This window comes from Bacterioplanoides sp. (assembly GCF_965219715.1).
Lineage (GTDB): Bacteria > Pseudomonadota > Gammaproteobacteria > Pseudomonadales > Oceanobacteraceae > Bacterioplanoides.
In genome coordinates, this window is record NZ_OZ244785.1 from 953,583 (window position 1) to 979,483 (window position 25,901).

The following is a 25,901-nucleotide window of genomic DNA, read 5'->3' on the forward strand; positions in this document are numbered from 1 at the left end:
GAAATGTCGTTCATTGTGCGTTCAGGCCAGAAGCACTAGAATGCGCGTCCTCATACTCAACTAAGTAAAGGATCAACAAGTAATACGTATGAAATCTATTTTTCCACTCATTCCTATCAAACTGATTTTCCTGGCCGCAACCATCTATATCTGGAAGCAGTTGTTTAAGCATGGAGCAGAAAAACAACAAACAAAGGCCGCCAAAATGATGTTAGCGGCGGGCATTCTGAGTGTCATATTGTCGGTAATATCCGTTGGCAAAATTTATCCTTATGGCGTTGCCGTGGATCTGCTGATTTTTGCAGCAGCAACCACAATCTTTATGACGTTGCCGAAATCGAATTTCCCATTGCGTTTGCTGGCGACGCTGGTACTGGCTATTCCTGTAATGGGACCGCTGGCCTATCTGCTGCACTACATTGTTGTCGGCGGAGCCATGAACAAAGACAGCTTTATCGCGGTGTATCAGACAACCGGTAACGAAGCATTCGAATACCTGTCTACGTTTACGTCAGTGATATCAATTCTGCCGATTCTGGCCTTGCTGGTACTGTTGGCATGGATTGGCAAGCAGGAAGGCAAAACAAGTCGTACCTTACCAACCAAGGTCGCTCTTAAGCTGGTAGCAATGTGTGTCTTTTTTATTGCTCTCGCCCCAATTGAAAAAGGTCTGTTTACCTATCCGGTTAAGGTTTATGCCAGTTACATCGAAGAAATTCAGTCCAGCAAAGAACGACTCGCATCCTTCGATGCCCGCGATATTAAAAAGTCGTACACCGCAGCCAAAGATGAAAAAGGCGAAGTGTATGTGGTTATTGTCGGCGAATCGCTGAACAAACATCATATGGGCGTCTACGGCTACCCGCTTGATACAACCCCAGAGCTGGGAAAAATCCAGCAGCAAGACAATCTGTTTATCTCGGCCAATTCTTACTCTAATTACCCGGGCACGATGGCTGCCTTGTCTTATGCGCTAACCGAAGCCAATCAGAAAAACCAGAAGACCTATCTGGAATCAGTCGGCGTAGTTGAAGTGTTAAATGACGCAGGCTTCAACACCCACTGGCTGGGAAATCAGCCGCTGTCTAACAGCTATGACATGATTCTCGGCCTGATCGCCAAAGAAGCTCAGGATGTGCAGCTGACCTTTGATATCAAGTTCCACAGCATGTCGCACAAGAACCATAAACCGGATGGTGTGTTATTACCGCTGTACACCGACAAGCTTAAGCAACTCGATGATCAGCAAAGCCATGTGATTTTTGTTCACCTGATGGGCAACCACACAAACTACTGTGAACGTTACCCGGAAGAATATAAACGCTACGAAGTCTCCGCTCTGGATGCCGCCTGGTTACATATCTTCAAGGGAGGATTGGGACACAGCCGGGAATGTTATGACAACAGTGTTCTCTACAATGACTTTGTGGTGTCTGAGATTATTACTCAACTGAAGCAATCATTGGGTGAACAAGGGGTCGGCGCTGTCTTATATTTTGCCGATCACTCAGAAGATATTAAACGCGGCGTCGGCCATTCAACCGCTAACTTCTCATACGACATGGTTGAGTCACCGGCAATCATGTGGCTTTCACAGGGCTATAAACAACAATATGCAGAAAAAGCGTCAACACTGGCAGAAAATCAGAATGCGTTTTTCCCGAACGACTTTATTTTCGATACCGTACTGGGCATGACCAATACCCGTGTCAGCGGCGATATCTACTGCGAGCAGTGTGACTTGTTCAACAGCAATTATCGCTTACCAGCCGAAGAAGCAACAACGCTTCACGGTAAGAAACCCTATATTCCGGTAAAAGAAGGTTTCAGTCTCAGCTCTGCCGACTAACAAAGTCGACTAATTGATATTTGCCCTGACCTGATCCTCGCAGGGTACTCAAAGACCGTTAGCGGCCTCTCGCTAACGGTCTTTTCGTTCCGGTATCAACAAATCACGGTCAAGCACTGCAAACCCGGCAATATCGACTATGCTTAAAGCAAGGCTTTATTTAATGAAGCAGATATTCACCATGGAGGTAGGTATTAATGACCGATGTAACGAGTCAGGAACAGCCCACATTGAACGAACAAATCGCCCATCTGGAAGATGAAATTCATCGTATAAGCAACAAGCTGAATAACAGCGGCTTTGTATCAAAAGCACCCGCTGCCACCATCGAAAAAGAGAAAAACCGACTGGCGGATTTTGAAAAAGACCTTCAGGCACTGCAGGATAAGCTTGCATCCTGAGTGAATCATTCAAGCTAGTCACCTTGCCGGGTACGTTTGCGAAAAACGGCCTGGCACTCTTCATCAACCAGAGTAAATATCGAATAACGCCGCTCACCGGTTTTGATATAGCTTGCCACTTCCTTTCGTCTGCTTGGGTGATGGACCTTCAGAACCCTGGCTGGCCGGAATACTTCCGCCTCTTTAAAGAACTTTTGAGCCAGCTCATCACTTGCCGCCCAGGCATCACGATCGCGACACATGGCGTAACCCGTGTAAGACAGAAGCAATAACATCAGCAACAGTAGATATTTCATAGCTAAGTTATCGCCCTGCTTCTCCATTCCTTGAGCCTGAAACAAAAAAAGCCCTGACAGCTCACGCCGTCAGGGCTTTTTGTATTCACTCCACGAATTAATCGTCAGAGCTGAGAGCACCAGTCAGATGCAGCAGCGCAGTGAACAGGTTGTAGATGTTCAGATACAGCGACGTTGTTGCCATCAGGTAGTTGGTCTCACCACCATTCACGATGCGGCTGGTATCGAACAAAATAAAGCCCGACATCAGCAATACGATGCCTGCACTCAGTGCCAGATGCATACCGGAAATGTTCACGCCAAAGAAAGCGCCAGCAACCGCCAGAGCCAGTCCAGACAAAATGGCAACAATCAGACCTACGAACAGGAAACCGCCCAGGAAGCTGAAATCTTTACGGGTAGTCAGTACATAAGCAGACAGTGACAGGAATACGACTGCTGTGCCGCCCAGAGCCTGCATCACTATCGATCCACCGTTACTCATACCCAGGTAGTGATTTAACATTGGTCCTAATGCAGCACCAAGTAAACCCGTGAAGGCAAACACAACCACAACACCGGCAGAAGAGTTAGCAGTACGCGGTAAAGCAAACCAAATCAACAGCAAAGCACTGATGCTGAAAATCATACCTAAGCCGTGACCAATGCCAGCAGCCATAGAGATACCTGCAGTCACGGCACTGAACATCAGTGTCATGGCCAGCAGCGCGTAAGTATTTCTCAATACCTTGCTGCTATCGTGGGTAATGGCCTGAGCCTGTTGCTGAAAGTCTACCGGCTCAACAGCAGCTTCCTGTGCTGCTGTCTGCTTCATGTTGAGATAATCCGGACGGTTATTCATTTCCTGCTCCTGTGAGGAAGTTTAAATCGTTAATTACCCGATTGTAGCCAAGCTTTGGGGTAACTAAAACCTGCAAATTATGCGGTTTATCTTTCTTTACTCTAACTTCAGGCGACATTCGTCGGCATTGGCATCAATCTTACAACGAACTTTGCGCATCAACTTCAGCATTCGGGCGTCGTAGGTGCCCTTGTCGCGCATTGCCAGGCGTAGCTGTTGTAACTGTTCATTACGCTTCTGTTGCTCGGTGACGTTCACCGATTGCCAGTTCTCCGCCGGAACATTTCGCACTTCGGCTTCAACGCGATTCACATAGTTGTCAAACTTAAACAGGAAATCTTCACGCAATAACTGCGCTAATCCGGTCGGGAACTTATCCTTGCGTCCAACCAGCTGCATGGTCGATAAAGACTGCGGCATATTCATAATCCGCACCGGACCATTGAGCTGACCGGAAATTAACGCATGATAGATCACTGCCGGAGCAAGAATGGCATCAACCTGACGATTCACAAAGGATTCCGCTGCTCGTACCGGTGGCTGTGCCATCGCCTTATCATTCAGCTGTTTTGCCATCGCCACTAACGTCAGATCGTCGTCCAGTACTCCAAGCTTCTGGCGCGACAAACCCGCAAAGGTGCCTTTAGAAGTACCATTGCGAATCACGTAGCTATCTCCCAGATAAGCCACACCGGCAACAACATAGTCGCCCTCTTCCATACGCTTAGCAGTTTTTGGGCTGGCAATAACCTGACTGAGAATTTGCAGATGCTGTGTCGATGGTACGGCACCCGGCGCTTCTAACGTTGCGGTGAACTTATTAAATTCGTAAACCTGATTACCGCGCACCAGAGCCGCATCACATTCACCACTTTTCAACTTGGAGATCAGCTCTTTTTCATCGGTAAAGGCACGAACATCCAGCGCCAACCCGTAATGCAGCGAGCGTAATTTCTGATCGTCCACCGTCGCATAAATAGGACCGTTGCGCCCCAGTGGATCCCAGACACAAAAGCTGCGTTCGATTTTGCCATTAACCAATTGGTCGGCATGAAGCTTTTTCAGGGCACGAACACGCTTCTGCAGCGGCAGATTCATATTCATCACGGTGGAATTCAGCTTTGCCAGCTTCTTTTCTGACAGTTCAGGTACCGCGAGAGCCAATCTGGGTAAGACCATTAACGCCAGAGCCAGACCTGCGAAGGTCATTATCCGTTTCATTGTGAGAAATCCTTATTATTTTTTTAAGCAGATTTCACCCACAAATCATGAAATCTGGCTTTATTAAACGCCCAACAGGCCTATCGTGCATTGACTCCCGTGCCATAACAAGGGGCCAAATATGCCACACAGGAGAACCCCCGTTCAGCCAATTACGATTTTTAACAGACGAATAAGAAAAGTGTCATTAATGTGGTAAGCATAAAAATAACAAGGACCGAATAATGTCGATTAACACCCTGAAAACCCCACTGGAAATGTTATACCACTGGGAGCAAACACGGCCTGAGGCCATTTATTTACGCCAACCGATTGATGGCGTTTTTTACGAATACAGTTGGTACGACGTTGGCCAGAAGGTACGCCGTCTTGCCAGCGCCTTAATTGCGCAGAATTTTGATCAGGGCAGTCACATTGCCATCCTGTCGAAAAACTGCGCCGAATGGTTTATCGCCGACCTGGCAATCATGATGGCAGGCCATGTATCGGTTCCCATTTATGCCACTGCGGGGCAGGAAACCATTCAATATGTGTTGAACCACAGTAACTGTCGGGCCGTATTTATCGGCAAACTCGACGATACCCAAAACCAGTGTGATGCCATTCCGGAGCAGGTAAAACGTCTTGGCTTCCCGTATCCCAACGTTGAACGTGCCGAACTGAAACTGGATTTCCAGTGGTCAGAATTGCAGGCGCAACCGCCTCATCCGGGCAACCCGGTGCCGGATCTGCAAGACACCATGACCATTATTTATACCTCTGGCAGCACCGGAAATCCTAAAGGTGTGGTTAACACCTATGAATCTTATGCCTTTGCCAGTCAGCAATTTGTCGACACCATGGCGTTCACTCATAAAGAACGTGCACTGAGCTATTTACCTCTGGCGCATATCACGGAGCGTACAGTGGTTGAAGGTTCCAGCTTTTATTGCGGCTGCGAGATCTCGTTTGTCGAAAGTCTCGACACCTTTGTCGATAATTTAAAAGCGGTATCACCAACGCTGTTTTTATCCGTGCCACGTCTGTGGACGCGCTTCCAGATGGGTGTTCTGGCGAAAATGCCACCGAAAAAACTCAACCTGTTATTGAGCATTCCGATTCTCAATAAAGTTGTCGCGAAGAAAATTCGCCAGCAACTGGGACTGGATAGTGCTCGGGTATTTGGCAGTGGCTCGGCTCCGTTATCACCGGCAACCATTCGTTGGTATGAACGCATCGGCGTAAATATTACCGAAGCCTGGGGCATGTCAGAAACCAATGCACTGGGCACCAACTGCCACCCTTTCCGCAGCGATAAAATCGGCAGTATTGGCCGCCCCTACCCTGGCGTCGAATTGCGTATCGCAGAAGATGGCGAAATTCAGGTACGAGGCGATTTCCTAATGAAGGAATATTATCTGGAACCTGAAAAAACCGCGGAAGTTTTTACCGACGATGGCTTTCTGCGCACCGGTGATAAAGGTGAAGTTGATGGCGATGGTTATGTAAAGATTACCGGACGCCTGAAAGAGATCTTTAAAACTGCAAAAGGCAAATACGTTGCTCCGGTTCCGATTGAATCACGCCTGATGGAAAACCCGTTAATTGAACAGATCTGCGTAACCGGCTCTAATTTAAAACAACCGGTTGCTCTGGTGGTGTTAACGCCAGAAGCGCAACAGCATGATCAACAACACATTCGCACCAGCCTGATCAAAACGCTGAAAAAAACCAACAGCAAGCTCGAAAGCCATGCGGTATTAGATGGTTTATTGATTGTGCAGGAGGCCTGGACGCCGGATAACGGCTTATTAACACCTACGTTAAAAATACGCCGTCATTTATTGGAAGGTCGTTATCAGGAAGCCATTCAACAGGAACTGAGCGATAAAGTTGTTTGGCTGTAACCGATATACCAGCTAAACAATAGCGAATACGTCAGCCATAAAAAAACCGCTTCGATTGAAGCGGTTTTTTTTATGTTTACTGATAAATCAGAAACCTCAGGTCTGAAACCTCAAGGACGGTCGTCCTCTTCTTCTTCCAGTTCAGGTGGCATCAGATCTTCACGGCTGATGTTCATCATCAGCAGAATATTCGCAGCAACATAAATCGACGAATAAGTACCAACAACCACACCAATCATTAACGCCAGTGCAAAGTTATGGATCAGCTCACCGCCAACAACCATTAATGCACCTAACACCAGAGCGGTTGTTAAGGAGGTCATAATGGTACGGCCCAGAGTCTGGTTCAGAGATTCGTTAATCACTTCAACCGGGCCACCGCGACGAACGATACGGAAGTTCTCACGAATACGGTCAGCAACAACGATGGTATCGTTCAGGGAGTAACCAATAACCGCCAGCAATGCCGCCAGTACCGTTAAGTCAAAGTCCCACTGGAACAGCGAGAAGAAGCCAAGAATAATGACCACGTCGTGGAACAAAGCAGCAACCGCACCCACCGAGAATTTAATCTGGAAGCGCGCTGCAACATAGATCATCACCACAAACAGAGCGAGCAATAAAGCCAGGCCGCCCTGGTCACGTAACTCTTCACCAACGTTCGCGCCAACGAATTCGGAACGCTTCAGAATAATGTGATTGCCCTGTGCTTCGTTCTGCAGCACCAGCAATACTTCATTACCCAGGTCATCGCGGAATGCTTCAGACATACGGACCAACACGTCGGTTTCCGAACCAAAGTTCTGAACCACAACGTCTTTATAGCCCGCACCGTCGAGGATTTTAGTGATGGCATCCAGGTTCTCCGGCTGCTCGTATTCCACTTCCAGCAGCGTACCACCGGTGAAATCAAGGCCCAGATTCAGTCCCTGAGTCGCCAGGGAACCAATGGATACAACAATCAGAATCGCAGACAGCACCATGGCTGCCATGCGTAACTTCATAAAATCGTAATTTGGCACCTTACTCATGACTGGCCTCCGATAGATAAAGAATCAATACGACGGCCGCCGTAAATGGTGTTGATGATGGCACGAGTCAGAACAATCGCAGTGAACATCGAAGTGATGATACCGAACGACAGAGTGACTGCGAATCCTTTCACCGGACCGGTACCCGCAGCGAACAGAATCACCGCAACCAACAAGGTGGTTAAGTTGGCATCAAGAATGGTCACAAACGCGCGGTCATAACCTTCATGAATCGCCTGTTGCGGCGATCGTCCTGCCAGCAGCTCTTCACGAATACGCGAGAAAATAAGTACGTTCGCATCCACTGCCATACCAACGGTTAATACAATACCGGCAATACCCGGCAAGGTCAGAGTGGCACCAATAATCGACATCAAAGCGATCAGAATCACCAGGTTAGCGACAAGTGCGATGTTAGCCACCATACCGAATAAGCGATAGAACACCACCATAGCGACCAGCACCAGCGCCAGACCAGCCATGACTGAGTTCACACCCATTTCGATGTTTTCTTTACCCAGGCTTGGGCCAACGGTACGTTCTTCTACGAAGAACATAGGTGCAGCCAGAGCACCGGCGCGTAATAACAGCGCCAGCTCCGACGCTTCAGCCGACTCCAGACCAGTGATACGGAAGCTGGAACCTAACGTGCTCTGAATCGTAGCCAGAGAAATAATCGACTTCTCGACTACCTGAATGGTTTTTTGCTTTTCAACACCATCAACTATTTCATAAGTGGTTTTCGGTTTACGCTCAACAAACAGCACCGCCATACGACGTTTGATGTTTTTGCGCGTTACCTGAGTCATGCGCGCACCGCCCTTGGAATCCAGATCGATATTCACCTGTGGGAAGCCATTTTCATCAAATGAAGGCTGGGCGTTGGTCACGCTGTCACCGGTGGTGATGATCGTTTTCTGCAGTCGTGCAGTGCGAAAATCTTCGTTACGGAAGCTGTATTCTTCTGTCTGGAAACGACTCGCGCCTGGCTCGGCTTCAAGACGGAACTCCAGGTTCGCGGCTTTACCCAGAATCTTCTTCGCTTCAGCGGTGTCCTGTACACCTGGCAGCTCGACCACAATACGATTACGGCCCTGACGCTGAACCAGAGGTTCGGCAACACCCAGCTCATTCACACGGTTACGAATGGTGGTTAAGTTTTGTTTGATGGCATAGTTTTCGAACGACTTAATCTGCTGCTCAGTCACCTTCAGCACCAGATCATAAAACTCACCATTATCTTCTGAAGAACGCAGGAATTCATTGTAGTTCCGAGCAACAAAGTTGGACGCTTCATCCCGGATTGCCGGGTCAACAAAGCTGATGCGCAGGCTCTGACCTTCCACCTGGATACGGCGATATTTCAGCTTTTCTTCACGCAGTTTGTTACGCATTTCCTGACGGTAGTTTTTGATTTTGCTGGCCAGATAATCGGCCATATCAACTTCCATCAGGAAGTGCACACCACCACTCAGGTCCAGGCCCAGAGTCATAGGTCCGGCGCCCAGGTTAACCAACCATTCCGGCGTGGTTGGCGCCAGGTTCAGGGCAACAATATATTCATCACCCAACAAACGCTGTACTGCGGCTTTCGCCGGTAACTGATTTTTGGTTTCGGTCAGACGGAACAAAGCCGTGCTGCCTTTTACTTCTTCACCAAAGAATTCAATGTCGTTTTTGTTGAGCGCATCGCGTACCTGAGTCAGCGTCGCTTCGCTCATCTCAGCACCGGAACGGGCCGGTGTAACCTGAATCGCAGGATCGGGTGGGTACAGGTTTGGAGCGGCGTAAATGGCCGAGAGTACCAGCACCAGCAGGATCAGAATGTGTTTCCAGATGGGTGTTTTATTGAGCATACAACTGCCCTTATTCCTTATTGTGTTCCTTAAACAGCAACAAAGACGGCCGCCCGTAACGGACGCCGTCTTATGGGTGCAGACCCACAGGCCTGCCGCAGCCGATTAAGCTTTAACTTCTTTAATGGTGCCTTTTGGCAGTGCCGCTGTTACCGCAATTTTCTGAACCGGCAGTTCCACGCCTTTAGACACTTCGATTACGATAAAGTCTTCGGTTACCTTGGTTACTTTACCCAGCATGCCGCCAGCCGTTACCACTTCATCACCAACAGACAGACCGCCAACCAGCTCTTTGTGTTCCTTCTGACGCTTGCTCTGTGGACGCCACAGCAGGAAGTAGAAAATCAGCAGGAAGCCACCCAGGAAAATCAGCTGGCCAGTCACGCCCATTGGCTGAGCGGCTGCGCCTTCTGCGAAGGCCAGTGGTGAAGTAGCTAAAGCCAGTACGGCTAACAGTGCTTTCATTGAAAGTGTCCCCAATGTCATTTTTGTGTGCAGCGTACTGCACGGTTATTACAAGATTTGAATAGTTTCGCGTTATGCATCATCGCCAGGATTAACCGGCGTCTCCAGCGGCGGCGTTTCCAGACCGCGCTTGGCATAGAATTCGTCAACAAAGTCGGCAAATGTACCCTCTTCCAGAGAGCGGCGCAAACCAGCCATCAGTGTCTGGTAGTAATGGAGGTTATGAATGCTATTTAAAGTGGCGCCTAATATTTCTTTACACTTATCTAAGTGATGCAGGTAAGCACGACTGAAGTTTTTACAGGTATAGCAATCACACTCAGCATCCACCGGCTCAGTGCTGGTGCGGTTAGCGGCATTACGGATTTTTAACACCCCGGTCGAGGTAAACAGGTGCGAGTTACGCGCATTACGGGTTGGCATGACGCAATCGAACATATCGACACCACGGCGCACACCTTCCACCAGGTCTTCCGGTTTACCAACCCCCATCAGATAACGCGGCTTATCTTTCGGCATTTTCGGAGCGGTGTGCTTCAGAATGCGCATCATGTCAGGCTTAGGCTCACCCACACTTAAACCACCAATGGCATAACCATCAAAGCCAATGTCGGTCAGGCCCTCGAGCGATTCATCACGCAGATCTTCATACATCCCGCCCTGAATAATGCCAAACAGCGCCGATGGATTATCACCGTGAGCATCTTTGGAGCGCTTGGCCCAACGCAGCGACATACGCATGGAGTCCGCCGCTTCTTTGGTGGTCGCCGGATAAGGCGTACATTCATCAAAGATCATCACGATATCGGAGCCCAGGTCACGTTGAACCTGCATCGAGCTTTCCGGAGTCATCAATACCTTTTCGCCATTGACCGGCGATTTAAAGGTCACACCTTCTTCGGTGATCTTACGCATATCACCCAGGCTGAATACCTGGAAGCCGCCGGAGTCGGTCAGAATAGGCTTATCCCAGCCGATAAAATCGTGCAGATCACCGTGTTGTTTAATGATCTCAGTCCCCGGGCGCAACATCAGATGGAACGTGTTGCCGAGGATAATATCCGCACCCAGATCGTTAATCTGATCCGGATTCAGACCTTTCACCGTGCCGTAGGTGCCTACCGGCATAAACGCCGGAGTCTGCACTTCACCCCGAGGGAACTTTAACGTTCCGCGGCGGGCGTGACTGCTGCCATCGGTAATTTCCGAGTGCAGCTCAAAATTCATAAAACATTCGCGCGTCATATTCTGTAAACCTGACTGTTCTGCAAAGCTGTTGCGGCTGGATAACCCGCTCAGGCCTTATTCGGGGTGACAAACATAGCATCCCCATAACTGTAAAAACGGTATTGTTCAGCAATGGCCTGTTCGTAAGCAGACATTACCTGTTCTTTTCCGGCAAACGCCGACACCAGCATAATTAACGTCGATTCCGGCAAATGGAAATTGGTGATCATGGCATCCACACTGCGGAACTGATAACCCGGGAAGATAAAGATTTCGCTGTCATCATAAAACGTGGCAATTTCCCCCTGCTGACTGGCACTTTCAAGGCTGCGCACCGAGGTTGTCCCCACCGCAATCACACGTTTGCCGTTAGCACGGGTCTGTTTTACCGCTTCCACCACTTGCTGAGACACTTCGATGTATTCCGAATGCATTTTATGCTCATGCACATCATCAACTTTTACGGGCTGGAAGGTTCCGGCGCCCACATGTAACGTCACATAAGCAAAGTTAACGCCCTTGCCTTTTAAACGTTCCAGCAAACCGTCATCAAAGTGCAAGCCAGCCGTTGGTGCCGCCACAGCACCCGGCTTTTCTGCATACACGGTTTGGTAACGCTCTTTATCTTCTTCCGCATCATCACGTTCCATATACGGCGGCAGCGGCATATGACCAACGTCATCGAGCAAATCAAGCAGCGGTTTTTCGCCGGCAAACTTCAGATGAAACAAGGCGCCTTCACGACCAACCACTTCAACGGCAACACCATCGTCTTTGCCGCCACCGAGATAAATCGTCTGACCCGGCTTAGGCGAACGAGACGACTTCAGGTGTGCCAGTGCTTCCCGCTCATTCAGCACACGCTCAATTAACGCTTCCAGCTTGCCGCCACTTTCCTTCTCTCCATATAAGCGCGCCGGAATCACCTTGGTATTGTTAAATACTAATAAGTCACCCGGCTCGATCAGAGCTTCGATATCCCGGAAAATTTTGTGCTCAACAGCACCGCCCTGGCCATTCAGGCACAATAAACGCGATGCGCTGCGTTCTGCCATCGGATAGCGGGCAATCAGCTCATCCGGCAGTTCAAAATTAAAATCGCTGGTTTTCATCTTTTTTTGACGTCGTGTGAGAGGAGCGCAACTCAGTACTGGAGCGCCTTGCTCATTGAAAGTGCGGCAAGATTACCGGATAAATTTCACTAAGTTAAGGAAATCATTAGAAAAAAAGTGTTGACACCCCATAAATCCCCTGTAGAATGCGCCGCCACTGACACAGCAGACGCCGATTTGCCAGAGTGGCGAAATTGGTAGACGCAGGGGATTCAAAATCCCCCGCCTTAACGGGTGTGCCGGTTCGAGTCCGGCCTCTGGTACCAGTTATGCAGGTACGCTTCGGTTCTCAGCAGTCAGTGACAATGATTCAGTAGATCTCTACTTTTTACTGAATGAAAAATGCCCAGGTGGTGGAATTGGTAGACACGCTAGCTTCAGGTGCTAGTGGCCGTATGGCCGTGGGAGTTCAAGTCTCCCCCTGGGCACCACTACTTACTTTATGTAATTAGTTGGTGTCGCATTTTTCGAAGACACACGTTATTTAGCACTTCTCCGGAAGATCGCTAAACGCCTTGCCCAGGTGGTGGAATTGGTAGACACGCTAGCTTCAGGTGCTAGTGGCCGTATGGCCGTGGGAGTTCAAGTCTCCCCCTGGGCACCACAATATTTCCTGATTGTGATGATTTCCCCGAAAACTCACTCGAAACATTTTATCTTCTGATAATGCATATCTGTTTGTATCTGTCAGTTAGACTAAATACCCCTATTACCTGTATTGCTTTTAGCTAAACTTTGTTCTGTTTCAGGAACAGAGGAAGCGCTATGGCGATTATCCGCAAACGCACACACTCAATCGCCCTCGCCATTGTCATATCGGCGATAACGGCTCTGATCAGCCATCAGTTTTTTGCTGTGCCGTTATTGGGCATTGCCCTGCCTTCTCTAACAACCGGCATTCTAATCGCCTTTATTTGCAACTCCGGTGTCACCAGCGACGGCAAAACGGCTGACAACACCGCACAGCAAAGTCAGGACCCTGTTCAGGCCGTTTCCGCTTACGGCGGCGACATTGCAATTGCAGCCGCTGAGGTTTCCTTTGCGGCAGACCAACTGCAACGTAAGATTCATGATGAGCTGCACGACACCGAACAACTCATCGAATCAGCCAACAGCATACGTAACAGCATCAGTCGTATTGTTGAACTCACCCATAACGCCAGTGAAACTTCCGACGCCGCCAAAAACGTGAATCAGAAAGGCCGCAATGCCCTGGAACAGGTATTACCGCAAATGCAGGGAACCCAGCAACAGACCCATGAGAACCGCGAACTGGTGTCACAACTGGAAGCCAAATCCAGCCAGATTCAAAGTGTTACCCGGGTCATCAGCGATATTGCCGAACAAACCAACCTGCTGGCGCTCAATGCTGCCATCGAGGCCGCCCGTGCCGGAGAGCAGGGACGAGGCTTCGCCGTTGTCGCCGATGAAGTAAGAGCACTGGCAGCCAAAACCAGCGATGCAACAGAGCAGATTGGCCAGACGGCTGAGGAGATTAATCGCCAGATCAAACGAACAGTTGATAACAGCAACGCACTCAGCGATACCATCGCCGCCACCACTGAAATGATTGAGAAGATCGACATTCACCTGGGAGAAACCTTCGATTTCGCCGACCAGATACAAGGTGCAATCAAAGACATTACTGGCAGCGTATCCGACAATAGCGACGGCATTCATCAGATATCCGACATTCTGCAGCAAACCAGCACCCGCTCAAGCGATAACGAAGCTGATATCCGTGCCATATCACAACGCTCACTGGCCCTGTCTGATACGGCGGAGAAGATCTATGAAAGCATCGGTAGCGAAGCATTAGCCGGTATTCACGGTGATGCGTTAGAGGAAGCACTTCAGGCCAGTGCAGCCATCGGCGCACGTTTTGAAGCAGCCATCAGCAATGGCGAAATCAGCCAGGCGGATTTATTCGATCGCAACTATCAGGAAATTGCCAACACCAACCCGGTGAAACACTCCACCCGCTTTGATCAGTTTACCGATCGGGTATTACCCGACATTCAGGAACCCATTCTGCACCGCCACTCGACATTTGCCTATGCTGGCGCAGTTGATAACCTCGGCTACTTCCCGACCCACAATAAACGTTTCAGCCAGCCCCTGACCGGCAACTACGACACCGATCTGGTAAACAATCGCACCAAACGCATTTTCAGTGATCGCACCGGCTCACGCTGCGGCTCAAACACCCGCACTATGCTGCTGCAAACCTATAAACGCGATACCGGCGAAGTCATGCACGACTTATCGGTACCCATCTGGGTTAATGGCCAGCACTGGGGAGGCTTTCGGATTGGTTATCGCAGTGATCAGCCTGATACAGAGTGACCTGATTGCGGCCATTTTCTTTCGACTGATATAAGGCATCATCAGCGAATTTAACCCAATCATCTGCGCGGCTGTGTGGCGCCGGAACGCCGCCATAAATGCCAATACTCATGGTCACCGCCAGCCCTGTTTCAATACGATCAAAATTCAACTGCTGGACTGCGCCACGCAAACACTCGGCAACGTGGCAGGCCCCCTGAGTATCAGTATTAGGCAGCACCAGTACAAATTCTTCCCCGCCATAACGGGCGATAAAATCGGTATTACGATGAACACCATGTTTAATCGCCTGGGCAACAGCGCGCAGGATATCGTCACCGGCCTGATGACCATGACTATCATTAATTTTTTTGAATTTGTCGATGTCCAGCATCAGCACACTCAAGGGCTCACGTTCACGAATGGCACGCGCCAACTCCCGATCAATCACATCTTCGAAGAAACGACGATTTCGTAAGGCCGTTAACGGATCTGTAGTACTCAAATATTCCAATCGCTGATTTAATCTTTCCAGCTCGCCGGTCCGTTGCCGCACTCTGGATTCCAGCGTTTCATTAGCACGACGCTGAACTTCCAGTGCACGATCCTGAGCTTCACGAGCCTCACGCTCATGTTCCAGCGCCTTCTCCTGAGCGTGTCGCGCATTGCGCTCCTGGGACAGTGCATCCTCCTGAGCAACACGGGCGATTTTTTCATGCTCAAAGGCAGCCAATTGGGCTTCAAAACGTTCACGCTTTTCCTGATTTAATCGATCAGCGAGCGCAAAGGACAGCAGAATTACTTCCAGCGCCGAGCCAATCTGAATCGCGTATTCGGTAAAGAAATTGCGCGGAATAATATCGAATTTATTCAGCGCCAGTACCACACCACCCAGCAACATGGACGACCAGGCAATGGTGTAAAAACGCGCAGACGAATACCCCTGACTCCAGCGCACCACACCACCATAAACAGCGCAAAAAATACCAATAATAGCCACGGCAATCAGACTGCGAATCATCAGGTGATACGGTGCAAAATTGCTGATCACAATAATTCCCAGAGCTGCGATCACAACAGCACTGAAAAGTCGCCCCAACAATGCCATATCATTTTTCAGCGATAAAAAATTAATGGTGAATAAACCACCAAAAATCACCACACCGGCCAGCGCAATCACAATACTCTGGTCATTCCAGTGTGTAGCCTGTGGCCATAAATACTGAAAATTAAATCCATGCAGACTGCCAATAAATGCCGTCATACTGGCAACGTACAATACGTAATAAAGGTAGTTAATTTCCCGGACTGATAAAAAAACAAACAGGTTATACAACACCATAATTAACATGATGCCGTAATAAATCCCCATTCCGAATAACTGCCCCATCTCTTCTACAAAAAATGGTCGCTCATGCCAGACGGTTAACGGAAACTGCATCGAACTGGAGGTTTCTACACGAAACACCCACTCCTGCTGCTCGCCGGACTCTAAAGAAAACGGCAGTACAAAAAAACGATGAGGAATGGGTCGTTCGGAGTGTGGTTGCTTGTCGCCATATTGCTGTAATTGCCAGTCACTTTTCTGGCCATTTTTTATACTGCGTAGATACAGGCGAATATTATCCAGCACCGGATAACCAATTTCGAGAAAGTACGGCAACTGCCTTGCCCGACTATCACTCAGTACAAAACGAAACCAATAAACCGAGTTGGTATAACCGAATGACAGGTTTTCAACACCGCCTGTCTTCCAGGTTCGCGCTTGTAACTGGTTAATTGTACCGTGTCCTTCAGGGTCTTCGGCATATGCCACAAGAGGGTCCAGGACGAGAGAAGTATTTATCCGGGCCAGATCGATTTCCGGACTGGTTTGAGCCAGCGACAGCTGACTGAGGATGAGTACCAAGGATACAAGCAAAATCCTGAACATTTGGATTAAAAACAACCTTATTAATACGTGCAGAAAGTGTAGTCTATTTGTAACGGTTACGCCTAAAGCGGCCATTTTTAAAAGCGCTTCACACTTTTTGCCACAGGATTTTGCTATGGTTTCTGCAACCGGCCCGAAGAATGGCCGGAATAAAAATAATGTCTTGCCAACTAAGAGCAAAACACAGCCTGACGCAGGCGAGGTGCGGGATGAACAGAGGAATAACCGGTATCTTCGTGATACTGATGAGCATGGCGCTGAGCGCCTGTATCAACGACTATTCAGGTGATGTTGGTGGTGCTTCCGCCGGCGGCGATGGCAAGGTCATTGGCCCGGTCAATGAAAATGGCCGACGTGAGTACATTGCCCAATGTGCTTCCTGTCATGGCACGGATGGTAACGGCACACCAGCAGGATCATCACTGGTGGGTTGCGCGACCTGTACCAGCCAGAGCGTATTAGCAGATGAGATCAGCCGCACCATGCCAATCGCCAACGTCAATAACTGCAGCGGCGACTGCGCCAGCGATACCGCCGAATATATCCTGCAGGTCTTCAACGATCGTATTCTCAGCGGCGGAACCACCAGCCTCGAAGGTGTCACCAATTCGCCTCAGGCAACCACTCTGCGCCGCGCCACACTGCAAATGACCGGCAGAATGCCAACCGACGCTGAACTGGCACTGGTCAATGAAAAAGGCGATGTCGGCCTCAGTCAGGCCTTATCGTCGATGATGGAAGAAGAAGCGTTTTATCAGTCGCTGATGGAAGTGTTTAACGAACAGCTGCTGACCGACAAGTACCTCAGCAGCAACTTGTTTGAAGGTGGCATTAACCTGCTGGATAACGAAGATTTCCCGAAACGTAAGTGGTACAACGATGAATACTCAGAAGACAACGAAAGCCGTATGCGCAGCTGTGTCCGCACCATCACCAACGACGCCGTTGCCCGGGAACCACTGGAGCTGATTCGCTACCTGTCAAAAAATGGCAAACCACACACCGAGTTTATGACCGCCGACTACATCATGGTGAACTGGTACAGCCAAAAGGTGTATGAAGCCGAACTGCTGGATCCTGATGCTAAATTCCGTGAACTGGACACACCGGTCTGTGCCGATCCGGATCGCACAAGCAAGTCAGTGAGTCACGATCCGAATGACTTTAAACCTGCCCGCATTAAAAAAGAGCTGGAGTTTGAAAATGGTGGGATTCCTCACTCCGGTATTCTGACCTCAGCCATGTTCCTTAACCGCTACCCAACCACCTTTACCAACCGTAATCGTCACCGCTCAAAAATTGTGTTCGATTACTTCCTTGATACCGACATCCTGCAGATTCAGGGCGACCGCCCGGGTGATGGTATTGGCAACGGCAAGCCTAATCCAACGCTGTTAGACCCGGCATGTTATGCCTGCCATCAGGTTATGGACCCGGTTGCTTCAGCCTTTCAACACTGGACCGAGCGGGGCCAGTATATTGTTACCGGCAGCACCTCACGTAACCGCTGGGATAATGCTGATATTGAACCAGCAGGCCTGGGTGGTAAAAAGGTACCTCTGTCAGGCAGCACTGGTTACTTCCGTAATATGTTGCAATGGCTGGGTAAAGAGATTGCTAACGACCCTCGCTTTATTCGTGCCACAGTGCGCACCCTGTATAAAGGCATCGTTGGTCAGGACCCATTAATTGCACCGGGTGAAAGTGCCAGCGATGCTGACAAGCAGGCATTTAACTCCCAGCGCGCAATTCTCAATGCCATTGGCCAGGCCATGGTTGCCGATGGCTGGAATTTAAAAACCGCGGTTAAGGGCGTGATTATGAGCCCTTATTACCGGGCTTCGGGTGTAGATAGCAACACCCTGAGCAGCAACAGCCATATTGGTTCCAGCCAGTTTTTAAGCCCGGAACAACTGCAGAGAAAACTCAAAGCCACCTTTGGCTTTGTCTGGGACGACCTGCGCTGGGAAAACAACCGCCTGATGTTAGGTGGTATGGATTCCGATTCCATCACCGAACGCATTCGTGAGCCGAGTGGCTTAATGATCGCGATTCAGAACCGTATGGCTGTTGAAATGGCCTGCCGTGGCGTGCCGTACGATTTCACCTGGCATAACAGCAAGCGTCGCCTGTTCCCCCACGTTGAAACCTCGACTCAGCCCGTCGATACCAGCGGCAATCCTGACCAGGCGGGTATCAACGCCATCAAACATAACATCCAGCACCTGCACTGGCGCCTGACCGGTGAAAGCCTGCCGCTGAACCACGCTGAAATTGAAGCCAGCTTCCAGCTGTTTATGGATGTGTTTAATCAGGGTCAGCAGCTGCTCGAAAATAATCAGGATTATAACCCTCGTCCACAATATCTGGTCTGTAGGGCTGAGCGCGACTTCCGCGACGACGGCCGCTTTGGTGACCGCTTCGCTCATGGTGACGAAATCGACGAAGTGAAAATTCCACCGGAACAACAGCGCACCCGTATTCGCGAAGATGACAACTACGTTATCCGCTCCTGGATCGCGGTTGTTACCTATTTATTATCTGACTACCGCTTTATTTACCAATAGGAGGCTGCCATGAAACGTCGTAATTTTTTACAGCTGCTGGCAGCCACTGGCATGACAGCACAAATGCCGTTGATCAGCTCCAAAGCACACGCGGCAACCGCGCCCGAGAAGTATCTGATATTGGTGAATGCTGGCGGTGGCTGGGATCCAACCTCTATCTGTGATCCCAAAGGGCTGAACCGATCTTACACCGCGAACAGTACCCGCCACGAAGGTTCCACCAACTCAGTGGATCTCGACAGCAACAAACGTATTGGCGATATTCAGTGGAGCGCCATCCCTGAGTTTGTCTCGAATGATGTTGCAGTGCGCAACCGCATCGAAAACCAGTTTGATCAGTTCTTCCAGGGCTATGGTGATCGTATGACCGTGATTAACGGCATCGATAACGGCACCAATAACCACGACACAGGCAACCGCGTTACCTGGTCTGGTCATGAGGAACTGGGCTATCCATCGATCACCGCCCTCTACGCCGCAGCGGTATCACCCACCCTGCCAATGGCGTTTATCAGTAACGGTGGCTATGACTTTACCGATTCACTGGTTGCCCGCGCACGTGCCAGCAGCGCCGGTTTTATTAATGAAATTTCCGACCCGAACCTGTGGTACACCGACAGTAACGACCAATTCAAACTGGGCCTGAACTATCGTGACCGTGACGGCAAAGTTGATATCTACAAACGCATTCAACAAGCCCAGCAAGCGCGCATTCAGCGCCAGCAGAATAACGAACCCCTGCCCCAGCGCCGCGCTCAACTGAGCCAGCTGTTTGGCATCCGTAACGAAGAAAGTAACCTCGGAGAGCTAACCGTTCAGCTGAGTAATATTCAGCAGTACGTTACCCCGGAGGGCGACGATCCTCATCCGGCCTGGCATTGGAATCCTACGCGTGCAACGTCCCTGAAAAGTCAGGCACAAGTGGTTGCAGCCGCCTTTAAATCAAACCTGGCCGCCAGTGCTAACCTGAATTTTGGTGGCTTTGATACCCATGGTGACCACGACAGCCGCGCCTATCCACGCCTGGGTGATTTACTGGAAGGGGTGAATTACCTGTGCGAAGTGCTGAAATTTGCCGGTATCGCCGATAAAACCACCATCGTGATTGGCTCTGACTTTGGCCGAACACCGTATTACAACTCAGGTAATGGTAAGGATCACTGGCCGGTAACCAGCGTTATGGTGCTGCATCCGAGCGATGTCTCAACCGGTGGTAAAGTATTTGGTGCCTCCACCACCGCTTTCCGTTCCCAGACCGTTAACCGCCAGACCGGTTTACCCGACAGCAGCGGTACCATTCTTGAACCCAAACACGTGAATATCGCCTTACGGCAGTTAATGGGGATTGATTCCAACCCGGTTGTCGGTAAATATCCGCTAAACTTCACACCGTTTAATATTTTTTCTTAAGGAAAAGACGTGCGTATTTTAACCACTCTGTTGTTACTGGCTTTATCTTCCACCAGCTTTGCATTAAAGGCCGGAGATAAAGCCCCCAACTTTAAACTGCCATTGCTCACGCAAAAAGGCTCACTGTCACTGTCGGAATACCGTGGCAAAGTGGTCTACCTGGATTTCTGGGCTTCCTGGTGCGGGCCGTGTCGCAAGTCACTGCCACTGCTGAATAAAATGCGTAATTCATTAAAGGGTCAGCCTTTCGAAGTTATTGCCATTAATCTCGACGAAGAAATTAAAGACGCTCGCGGCTTCCTGAAACAATTCCCGGTCAGTTACCCGACACTGCACGATGTGACGGGCCAGTCTCCGGAAAAATACGCGTTACAGGGTATGCCAACCTCTTATCTGATCGATAAAAAAGGCGTGGTTCGCGCAGTGCATACCGGATTCAAACCATCCGATATGAAAAAAATCCAACAAGAAGTGAATCAACTTTTGGGTAAAAAATAATGCAGAAGCTGACCGTCCTGGTGCTGGCTGTTGTCGCCGTCAGTGGTTGCGCTCAGGTAAAACCCTGGGAACGTGGCAACCTGTCGAAAGACGTTATGGCCTGGCAAAGCGACCCGTTAAAAGGCTCGCTGGATAATCACATTTTTTTCAGTAAGGAAGGATCTTCCGGTGGCGGCCAGGCGGCCGGTGGCGGATGTGGCTGTAATTAACGTGTGATTTAAATTAACAAGCTCAGGACGAATTAATGGCCCAGAAAAAAACTGCCTTTGCTGCCCTGGCAGCCGCTGCGGCACTGCCGATTGCCAGCCAGGCTGAAGTGGCTCCGGAAGATGAAATATTTGCTTATCGTTACAGCCAGTACAGCGAAAGCGATAACCCGCGTGAACGTACGTTTACTCCGGAATTAAAGCGTTACGAAATCGATGTTCATCAGTTCCGCTACGCTAAACCCCTGGGCGAAGACTGGTACATTAACAGTGAATTTCAGTACGAAACCTTATCCGGAGCCTCGCCGACACAAACCTACCGGGAAAATGGCAAAAGCGTATTAATTACCTCAGGCGCGACCATTGACGAAACCCGCTACGACGTCAAAGTATCACCCAAGCGCTATTTCTCTGAAGGTTCCCTGGGTGGCACTTTTGCTTTTTCCACGGAAAATGATTACCAATCGATATCGTTAGGGACCGACGGCTCGCTGGAACTGTTTAATAAACACACCACATTAATTGCCGCCATCAGTGCCTCCATTGATACCTTGTCGCCCACCGATGCCAAAGGCAGTCGCAATCGCGAAGCCGCCGATGGTCGCAACAAACGCAGCTTATCGCTGTATGAAGGTGTCAGTCAGATCATCGATAAAAACCGCGTTATTCAGATTGGCCTGGGCGTCACCCATTTTTCCGGATTTTTATCCGACCCGTATAAAACCTACGATAAACGTCCCGACGAACGTGACCAGTTCACCCTCTCTGCCAACTATCGCCACTATTTTTCCGTTGGTGATGGCGCAGCATTCCATGGTGACTACCGTTTTTATGCCGATGATTGGGGCGTGTTGTCACATACCCTGACCGCTCGCTGGGCACAACGCTACAACACCAACTGGGCGCAGTTCCGATTTATTCCCTCGTTGCGTTATTACCGCCAGAGTGAAGCGGATTTTTATACGCTGGAACGGGTACCCCAGGGAGAATACTTCAGTTCCGATGCGCGTTTGTCCAACTATGGCGCCATCACTCTGGGGCTGGAAAATCAGGCGAACTGGAGACAATGGACCTTCAGTTTTGATTTCCAATATTATTTTGCCGATGAAACGTTATCCGTTATTGGCCGCACCAGAGATGAAACCCCCTCACTGCTGAGTTACACCGTACTCAGTTTTGGTGTAGCGTATCGTTTCTGATCGCATTTAATACAAGCACCCTGCCGCTATGAACATTCAGCGTTTTTCTTTTACTGCCATGACTTCACCGTGTGAATTACATTTACTCGGGGAGCCGGAGCGCTGCCAGGCCGCCGCCCAAGCGGTGGAGCGGGAAGTAAAACGTATCGAACAGAAATACAGCCGATACCGCGATGATTCCGTGTTGTCGGACATTAACCGCAACGCCGGTACAACCACTGATATCGATGCCGAAAGCCACTACTTATTAAATTATGCCGTCATCTGCTGGCAGCAAAGTGAGGGCTTGTTTGATATCAGTTCCGGAATCTTGCGGCAGGCATGGAATTTTCGTGAAGCGGCTTTACCGGCAAAAGAATCCCTTCAACCGCTGTTGCAACGTATCGGGTTTGATCAGGCTAAATTAACTGCCAATCAGCTCACCATGCCAGCTACGATGGAAATTGATTTAGGTGGCATTGGTAAAGAATACGCCGCCGATCGTGCCGCGAATATTTGCCGGGAGCACGGTATTCACTCTGGTATTGTCGATTTGGGCGGTGATTTGTTAGTGCTCGGGCCAAAGCCGGATAACTCCCCCTGGCTGCTGGGAGTTCGCCACCCACGCGATCCGGAAAATGCATTTGCCCAGTTACCGGTTTATGAAGGAGGCATGGCCACCAGTGGCGACTATGAGCGCTTTTTTGAACTCGACGGCCAGCGCTATTGCCATCTGCTGAATCCAAAAAATGGCTTCCCGGTAAATTATTGGGCTTCCATTACTGTACTCGCACCCAACTGTTTATTGGCCGGAACCTTTTCTTCCATCGCCATGTTAAAGCAACAGGATGCCCTGCCCTGGCTCGACGAACAGGGATTACACTATCTCGCCATCCGCCCGGATGGCAGTCATGTTGCCTCTGCTGGCGCGGCCTCAGGCGCCTCATAACCGGCATCCACCAGCTCATCTTCCTGTCCCTTACTCAGACTGACCATCTGCCCGCTTTATACGGCGAAATAAGCCATTCCTTTCGGGAAATAAGCTGGCTAGAATCGGGGCAACAGAAAAATTAAAAAGGGACCACCATGACGACTTCCGCTGCCGGTAATTCAGCTACCCGTCCACACAAATTATTAACCCAGGACGATTACCAGGGTTACGACGCCATGGGCCTGGCGGAGCTGGTAAAAAAAGGCGAAGTCAGCGCCGAAGAATTATTACAGGCGGCCATTCAGCGTGCTGAAGTGGTTAATCCCAAGGTTAACGCCATCGTCACACCGTTATACGATTTCGCCCGCGAGCAGATTCGCAATGGCCTGCCCGACGGCCCGTTTACCGGTGTTCCCTTTCTGCTGAAAGATTTATTAACCGCATTAGAAGGCACTCCGTTAAGCAACGGCAGCAGCGCTTATAAAGGTCAGATTTCTCCCAGCGACAGTGAATTAACCCGTCGCTATAAAAACAGTGGCGTGGTGATTTTTGGTAAAACCAACACGCCGGAATTCGGTTTAATGGGCATTACCGAACCCAAAGCATTTGGTGCTTCCCGCAACCCATGGAATACCGACCATACACCAGGCGGCTCAAGTGGTGGTTCCGGCGCTGCCATTGCCGCCGGTATTGTGCCGATGGCGTCCGGTGGTGATGGTGGTGGTTCCATTCGTATTCCGGCAGCCTGTTGTGGCCTGTTTGGTTTAAAACCAAGTCGTGGCCGTACCCCCACCGGCCCGTATTATTCCGAATTATGGGACGGCGCCGCCGTGGAGCACGTGTTAACCCGCAGTGTGCGTGACAGCGCTGCTATGTTAGACGCCATCGCCGGCCCTGACGGTTCAACACCGTACCCGCTGGTTAAACCTGAATCTTATTTAACCGCATTAGACACCCCGGTCAGGCCAATAAAAATCGGTTTCAGCCGCAAATCTTTTGTTGGTCGCCCGGTTGATGCCGAAGCAGAAGCGGCGATTGACCAGGCCGTTTCTCTGTTACAGGAGCTTGGCCACGAAGTCGAAGAAGTCACCCTGCAAATCGATGGTGAAGCGTTAGCCGATTCGTATCTGACCATGTACTTTGGCCATGTCGCTGCCGATATGGAATACGCCGCTCAGTTATTGGGAACCGGCTTTGGTAATCTCGACGTAGAAGACACCACCAAAACTCTTGGCTATATCGGCAAAGCCATTTCCGCAGGTGAATTTGTGACCGCCAAACGTCGCTGGAATCAGCTGGCGCAAACCATGGCGATGTACCACCAGCGCTACGATGTATTATTAACCCCAACCCTGGCAGCAGAGCCGGTTGAAATCGGCACCTTTGAACCACCCGCGTTTGAAAAAGTCGGCATGAAAGTAATTAACGCCTTTGGCCTGCACAAATTACTGCTGAAAAGTGGCATGGTGAAACAAATGGCGATGGAAAGTCTGGAAAAACTGCCATTCACTCAGCTAGCGAATTTAACCGGTGCACCGGCTATGTCAGTGCCACTGTACTGGAGCAAAAATAATCTGCCTTTAGGGGTTCAGTTTATGGCGCCAATGGGAGACGAAACCACCCTGCTGCAGCTGGCAAAACAACTGGAACAGGCACAACCCTGGTTTAACCGAACCGCAACAATTGACTGAAACACTGGCGTTAAAAACCAGATAAACACACAACCAACTCGTCGATAAAAAGATTCGACATTCAAAAGGAAACATTTATGAGCGCAAGAACGGTTCTGATTACAGGTTGCTCCAGCGGTATTGGCCGGGCATTAACCGAAGAGTTTTTGCGCCATGGTTTTCGTGTGTATGCCGCGGCACGTAATACTCAGACACTGGCCGATTTAACCAGTGATCAGCTGGTGCCGGTATCAATGGACGTTAATAACCCGGACGATATTGCTGCCACGGTCGAAGTCATTAACAAAGACAGTGGCAAGCTGGATTATCTGATTAATAATGCCGGTTATGCTGCCATGGGACCGGTGGTTGAATTGTCCGCCGATAATTTAAAGCGCCAGTTCGAAACCAATGTATTTGCCCCTATCGCTCTGACCAAAGCCCTGTTACCGCTGCTGCGCGCCAGTGGTAATGCCCAGGTGGTAAATATTGGATCGGTATCCGGTATTTTAACCACGCCATTTTCCGGAGCCTATTGCGCAACCAAAGCCGCACTCCATGCCTTATCCGATGCGCTGCGCATGGAACTGGCGCCGTTTAATGTTAAAGTGGTGACGGTACAACCAGGTGCGATTGAATCAAAATTTGGCGACAACTCGCTGGCCAATCTGGGCAACCTGATTGATGAACAATCGATTTATGCGCCACTGAAAAAATCGATTCAGGATCGTGCAACCGCATCCCAGGACAATCCAACGCCGGCGAAGGAATTTGCCACCGAATTAATGGCTCAGCTACTGAGCCAGCCGGATGCGGTTATCCGTATTGGTAATGGCAGTCGTGCCCTGCCGTTTATTCGTCGCTGGATTCCGGTTGAGTGGGTGGATAAATTATTGAGCAAAAAGTTTGGTTTGGATTCACTCTGAGTTTTTGTGCCTTGTTTCCGGGCAGTAAATCAAATCTGAACCGTAAAACGTAAAAAGCAGCTAAGCGGCATA

The 25,901-nt window shown here is 49.8% G+C and carries 21 protein-coding genes and 3 tRNA genes; 15 read left to right on the forward strand and 9 right to left on the reverse strand.

The window, feature by feature from the left end; genetic code table 11:
- Positions 1-88 precede the first annotated feature (88 nt).
- Entirely contained in the window at positions 89-1,849 is a 1,761-nt protein-coding gene (locus ACOQOZ_RS04925; RefSeq protein ID WP_420591163.1) for a phosphoethanolamine transferase, read from the forward strand.
- Between the two features lie 197 nt (positions 1,850-2,046).
- On the forward strand, positions 2,047-2,250 hold the full coding sequence (locus ACOQOZ_RS04930; protein ID WP_420591164.1) for a hypothetical protein: 204 nt from the start codon (positions 2,047-2,049) through the stop codon (positions 2,248-2,250).
- Between the two features lie 14 nt (positions 2,251-2,264).
- On the opposite strand, the gene ACOQOZ_RS04935 is transcribed toward ACOQOZ_RS04930, so the two are convergent.
- From ACOQOZ_RS04935 to ACOQOZ_RS04945, 3 genes are all read right to left on the reverse strand, one after another.
- Complete coding sequence (locus tag ACOQOZ_RS04935) at positions 2,265-2,546, reverse strand: hypothetical protein (protein WP_420591165.1); 282 nt, start codon at positions 2,544-2,546, stop codon at positions 2,265-2,267.
- A gap of 97 nt (positions 2,547-2,643) precedes the next feature.
- Complete coding sequence (locus ACOQOZ_RS04940; RefSeq protein WP_420591166.1) at positions 2,644-3,387, reverse strand: Bax inhibitor-1/YccA family protein; 744 nt, start codon at positions 3,385-3,387, stop codon at positions 2,644-2,646.
- Between the two features lie 96 nt (positions 3,388-3,483).
- The gene (locus ACOQOZ_RS04945) at positions 3,484-4,608 is read right to left on the reverse strand and encodes a putative solute-binding protein (RefSeq protein ID WP_420591167.1); all 1,125 of its coding nucleotides are present in this window, start codon (positions 4,606-4,608) and stop codon (positions 3,484-3,486) included.
- Positions 4,609-4,832: 224 nt separating this feature from the next.
- On the opposite strand from ACOQOZ_RS04945, the gene ACOQOZ_RS04950 reads away from it, so the two are divergent.
- On the forward strand, positions 4,833-6,494 hold the full coding sequence (locus ACOQOZ_RS04950) for an AMP-binding protein (RefSeq protein WP_420591168.1): 1,662 nt from the start codon (positions 4,833-4,835) through the stop codon (positions 6,492-6,494).
- Between the two features lie 110 nt (positions 6,495-6,604).
- On the opposite strand, the gene secF is transcribed toward ACOQOZ_RS04950, so the two are convergent.
- From secF to queA, 5 genes are all read right to left on the reverse strand, one after another.
- Entirely contained in the window at positions 6,605-7,525 is a 921-nt protein-coding gene (secF, locus tag ACOQOZ_RS04955; RefSeq protein ID WP_420591169.1) for a protein translocase subunit SecF, read from the reverse strand.
- Positions 7,522-9,381 (reverse strand): protein translocase subunit SecD, encoded by a 1,860-nt coding sequence (gene secD / locus ACOQOZ_RS04960; protein ID WP_420591170.1) that lies wholly within the window; start codon positions 9,379-9,381, stop codon positions 7,522-7,524. The genes secF and secD overlap by 4 nt, the downstream gene beginning before the upstream one ends.
- A 105-nt stretch (positions 9,382-9,486) precedes the next feature.
- On the reverse strand, positions 9,487-9,846 hold the full coding sequence (gene yajC / locus ACOQOZ_RS04965) for a preprotein translocase subunit YajC (RefSeq protein ID WP_420591171.1): 360 nt from the start codon (positions 9,844-9,846) through the stop codon (positions 9,487-9,489).
- Positions 9,847-9,918: 72 nt separating this feature from the next.
- Entirely contained in the window at positions 9,919-11,091 is a 1,173-nt protein-coding gene (tgt, locus tag ACOQOZ_RS04970; RefSeq protein ID WP_420591172.1) for a tRNA guanosine(34) transglycosylase Tgt, read from the reverse strand.
- Between the two features lie 50 nt (positions 11,092-11,141).
- The gene (gene queA, locus ACOQOZ_RS04975) at positions 11,142-12,185 is read right to left on the reverse strand and encodes a tRNA preQ1(34) S-adenosylmethionine ribosyltransferase-isomerase QueA (RefSeq protein WP_420591173.1); all 1,044 of its coding nucleotides are present in this window, start codon (positions 12,183-12,185) and stop codon (positions 11,142-11,144) included.
- Between the two features lie 179 nt (positions 12,186-12,364).
- Here queA and ACOQOZ_RS04980 point away from each other — a divergent pair.
- From ACOQOZ_RS04980 to ACOQOZ_RS04995, 4 genes are all read left to right on the forward strand, one after another.
- Positions 12,365-12,451, forward strand: a tRNA-Leu gene (locus ACOQOZ_RS04980).
- A gap of 78 nt (positions 12,452-12,529) precedes the next feature.
- Positions 12,530-12,616: transfer RNA gene (locus tag ACOQOZ_RS04985), tRNA-Leu, on the forward strand.
- An 86-nt stretch (positions 12,617-12,702) separates the two neighbouring features.
- Positions 12,703-12,789, forward strand: a tRNA-Leu gene (locus tag ACOQOZ_RS04990).
- Between the two features lie 161 nt (positions 12,790-12,950).
- A complete protein-coding gene (locus tag ACOQOZ_RS04995; RefSeq protein WP_420591174.1) occupies positions 12,951-14,531 on the forward strand; it encodes a methyl-accepting chemotaxis protein in 1,581 nt (526 codons plus the stop codon).
- Here ACOQOZ_RS04995 and ACOQOZ_RS05000 read toward each other — a convergent pair.
- On the reverse strand, positions 14,467-16,326 hold the full coding sequence (locus ACOQOZ_RS05000; protein WP_420591175.1) for a sensor domain-containing diguanylate cyclase: 1,860 nt from the start codon (positions 16,324-16,326) through the stop codon (positions 14,467-14,469). The genes ACOQOZ_RS04995 and ACOQOZ_RS05000 overlap by 65 nt on opposite strands.
- Before the next feature lie 326 nt (positions 16,327-16,652).
- Between ACOQOZ_RS05000 and ACOQOZ_RS05005 the strand changes: the two genes are divergently transcribed.
- From ACOQOZ_RS05005 to ACOQOZ_RS05040, 8 genes are all read left to right on the forward strand, one after another.
- The gene (locus ACOQOZ_RS05005; protein WP_420591176.1) at positions 16,653-19,010 is read left to right on the forward strand and encodes a hypothetical protein; all 2,358 of its coding nucleotides are present in this window, start codon (positions 16,653-16,655) and stop codon (positions 19,008-19,010) included.
- Positions 19,011-19,019: 9 nt separating this feature from the next.
- Positions 19,020-20,420 (forward strand): DUF1501 domain-containing protein, encoded by a 1,401-nt coding sequence (locus ACOQOZ_RS05010; RefSeq protein ID WP_420591177.1) that lies wholly within the window; start codon positions 19,020-19,022, stop codon positions 20,418-20,420.
- Positions 20,421-20,429: 9 nt separating this feature from the next.
- A complete protein-coding gene (locus ACOQOZ_RS05015) occupies positions 20,430-20,918 on the forward strand; it encodes a TlpA family protein disulfide reductase (RefSeq protein ID WP_420591178.1) in 489 nt (162 codons plus the stop codon).
- Positions 20,918-21,127 carry a DUF4266 domain-containing protein gene (locus ACOQOZ_RS05020; protein WP_420591179.1) on the forward strand — a complete coding sequence of 70 codons (210 nt, stop codon included), beginning with the start codon at positions 20,918-20,920 and terminating at the stop codon, positions 21,125-21,127. The genes ACOQOZ_RS05015 and ACOQOZ_RS05020 overlap by 1 nt, the downstream gene beginning before the upstream one ends.
- Before the next feature lie 35 nt (positions 21,128-21,162).
- Positions 21,163-22,323, forward strand: coding sequence for a DUF3570 domain-containing protein (locus tag ACOQOZ_RS05025; RefSeq protein ID WP_420591180.1), 1,161 nt, complete (start codon positions 21,163-21,165; stop codon positions 22,321-22,323).
- Between the two features lie 28 nt (positions 22,324-22,351).
- Positions 22,352-23,251, forward strand: a complete 900-nt coding sequence (locus ACOQOZ_RS05030; protein WP_420591181.1) for an FAD:protein FMN transferase — start codon at positions 22,352-22,354, stop codon at positions 23,249-23,251.
- 137 nt (positions 23,252-23,388) lie between these two features.
- The gene (locus ACOQOZ_RS05035) at positions 23,389-24,924 is read left to right on the forward strand and encodes an amidase (RefSeq protein ID WP_420591182.1); all 1,536 of its coding nucleotides are present in this window, start codon (positions 23,389-23,391) and stop codon (positions 24,922-24,924) included.
- 77 nt (positions 24,925-25,001) lie between these two features.
- The gene (locus ACOQOZ_RS05040; protein WP_420591183.1) at positions 25,002-25,829 is read left to right on the forward strand and encodes an SDR family oxidoreductase; all 828 of its coding nucleotides are present in this window, start codon (positions 25,002-25,004) and stop codon (positions 25,827-25,829) included.
- Positions 25,830-25,901 lie beyond the last annotated feature (72 nt).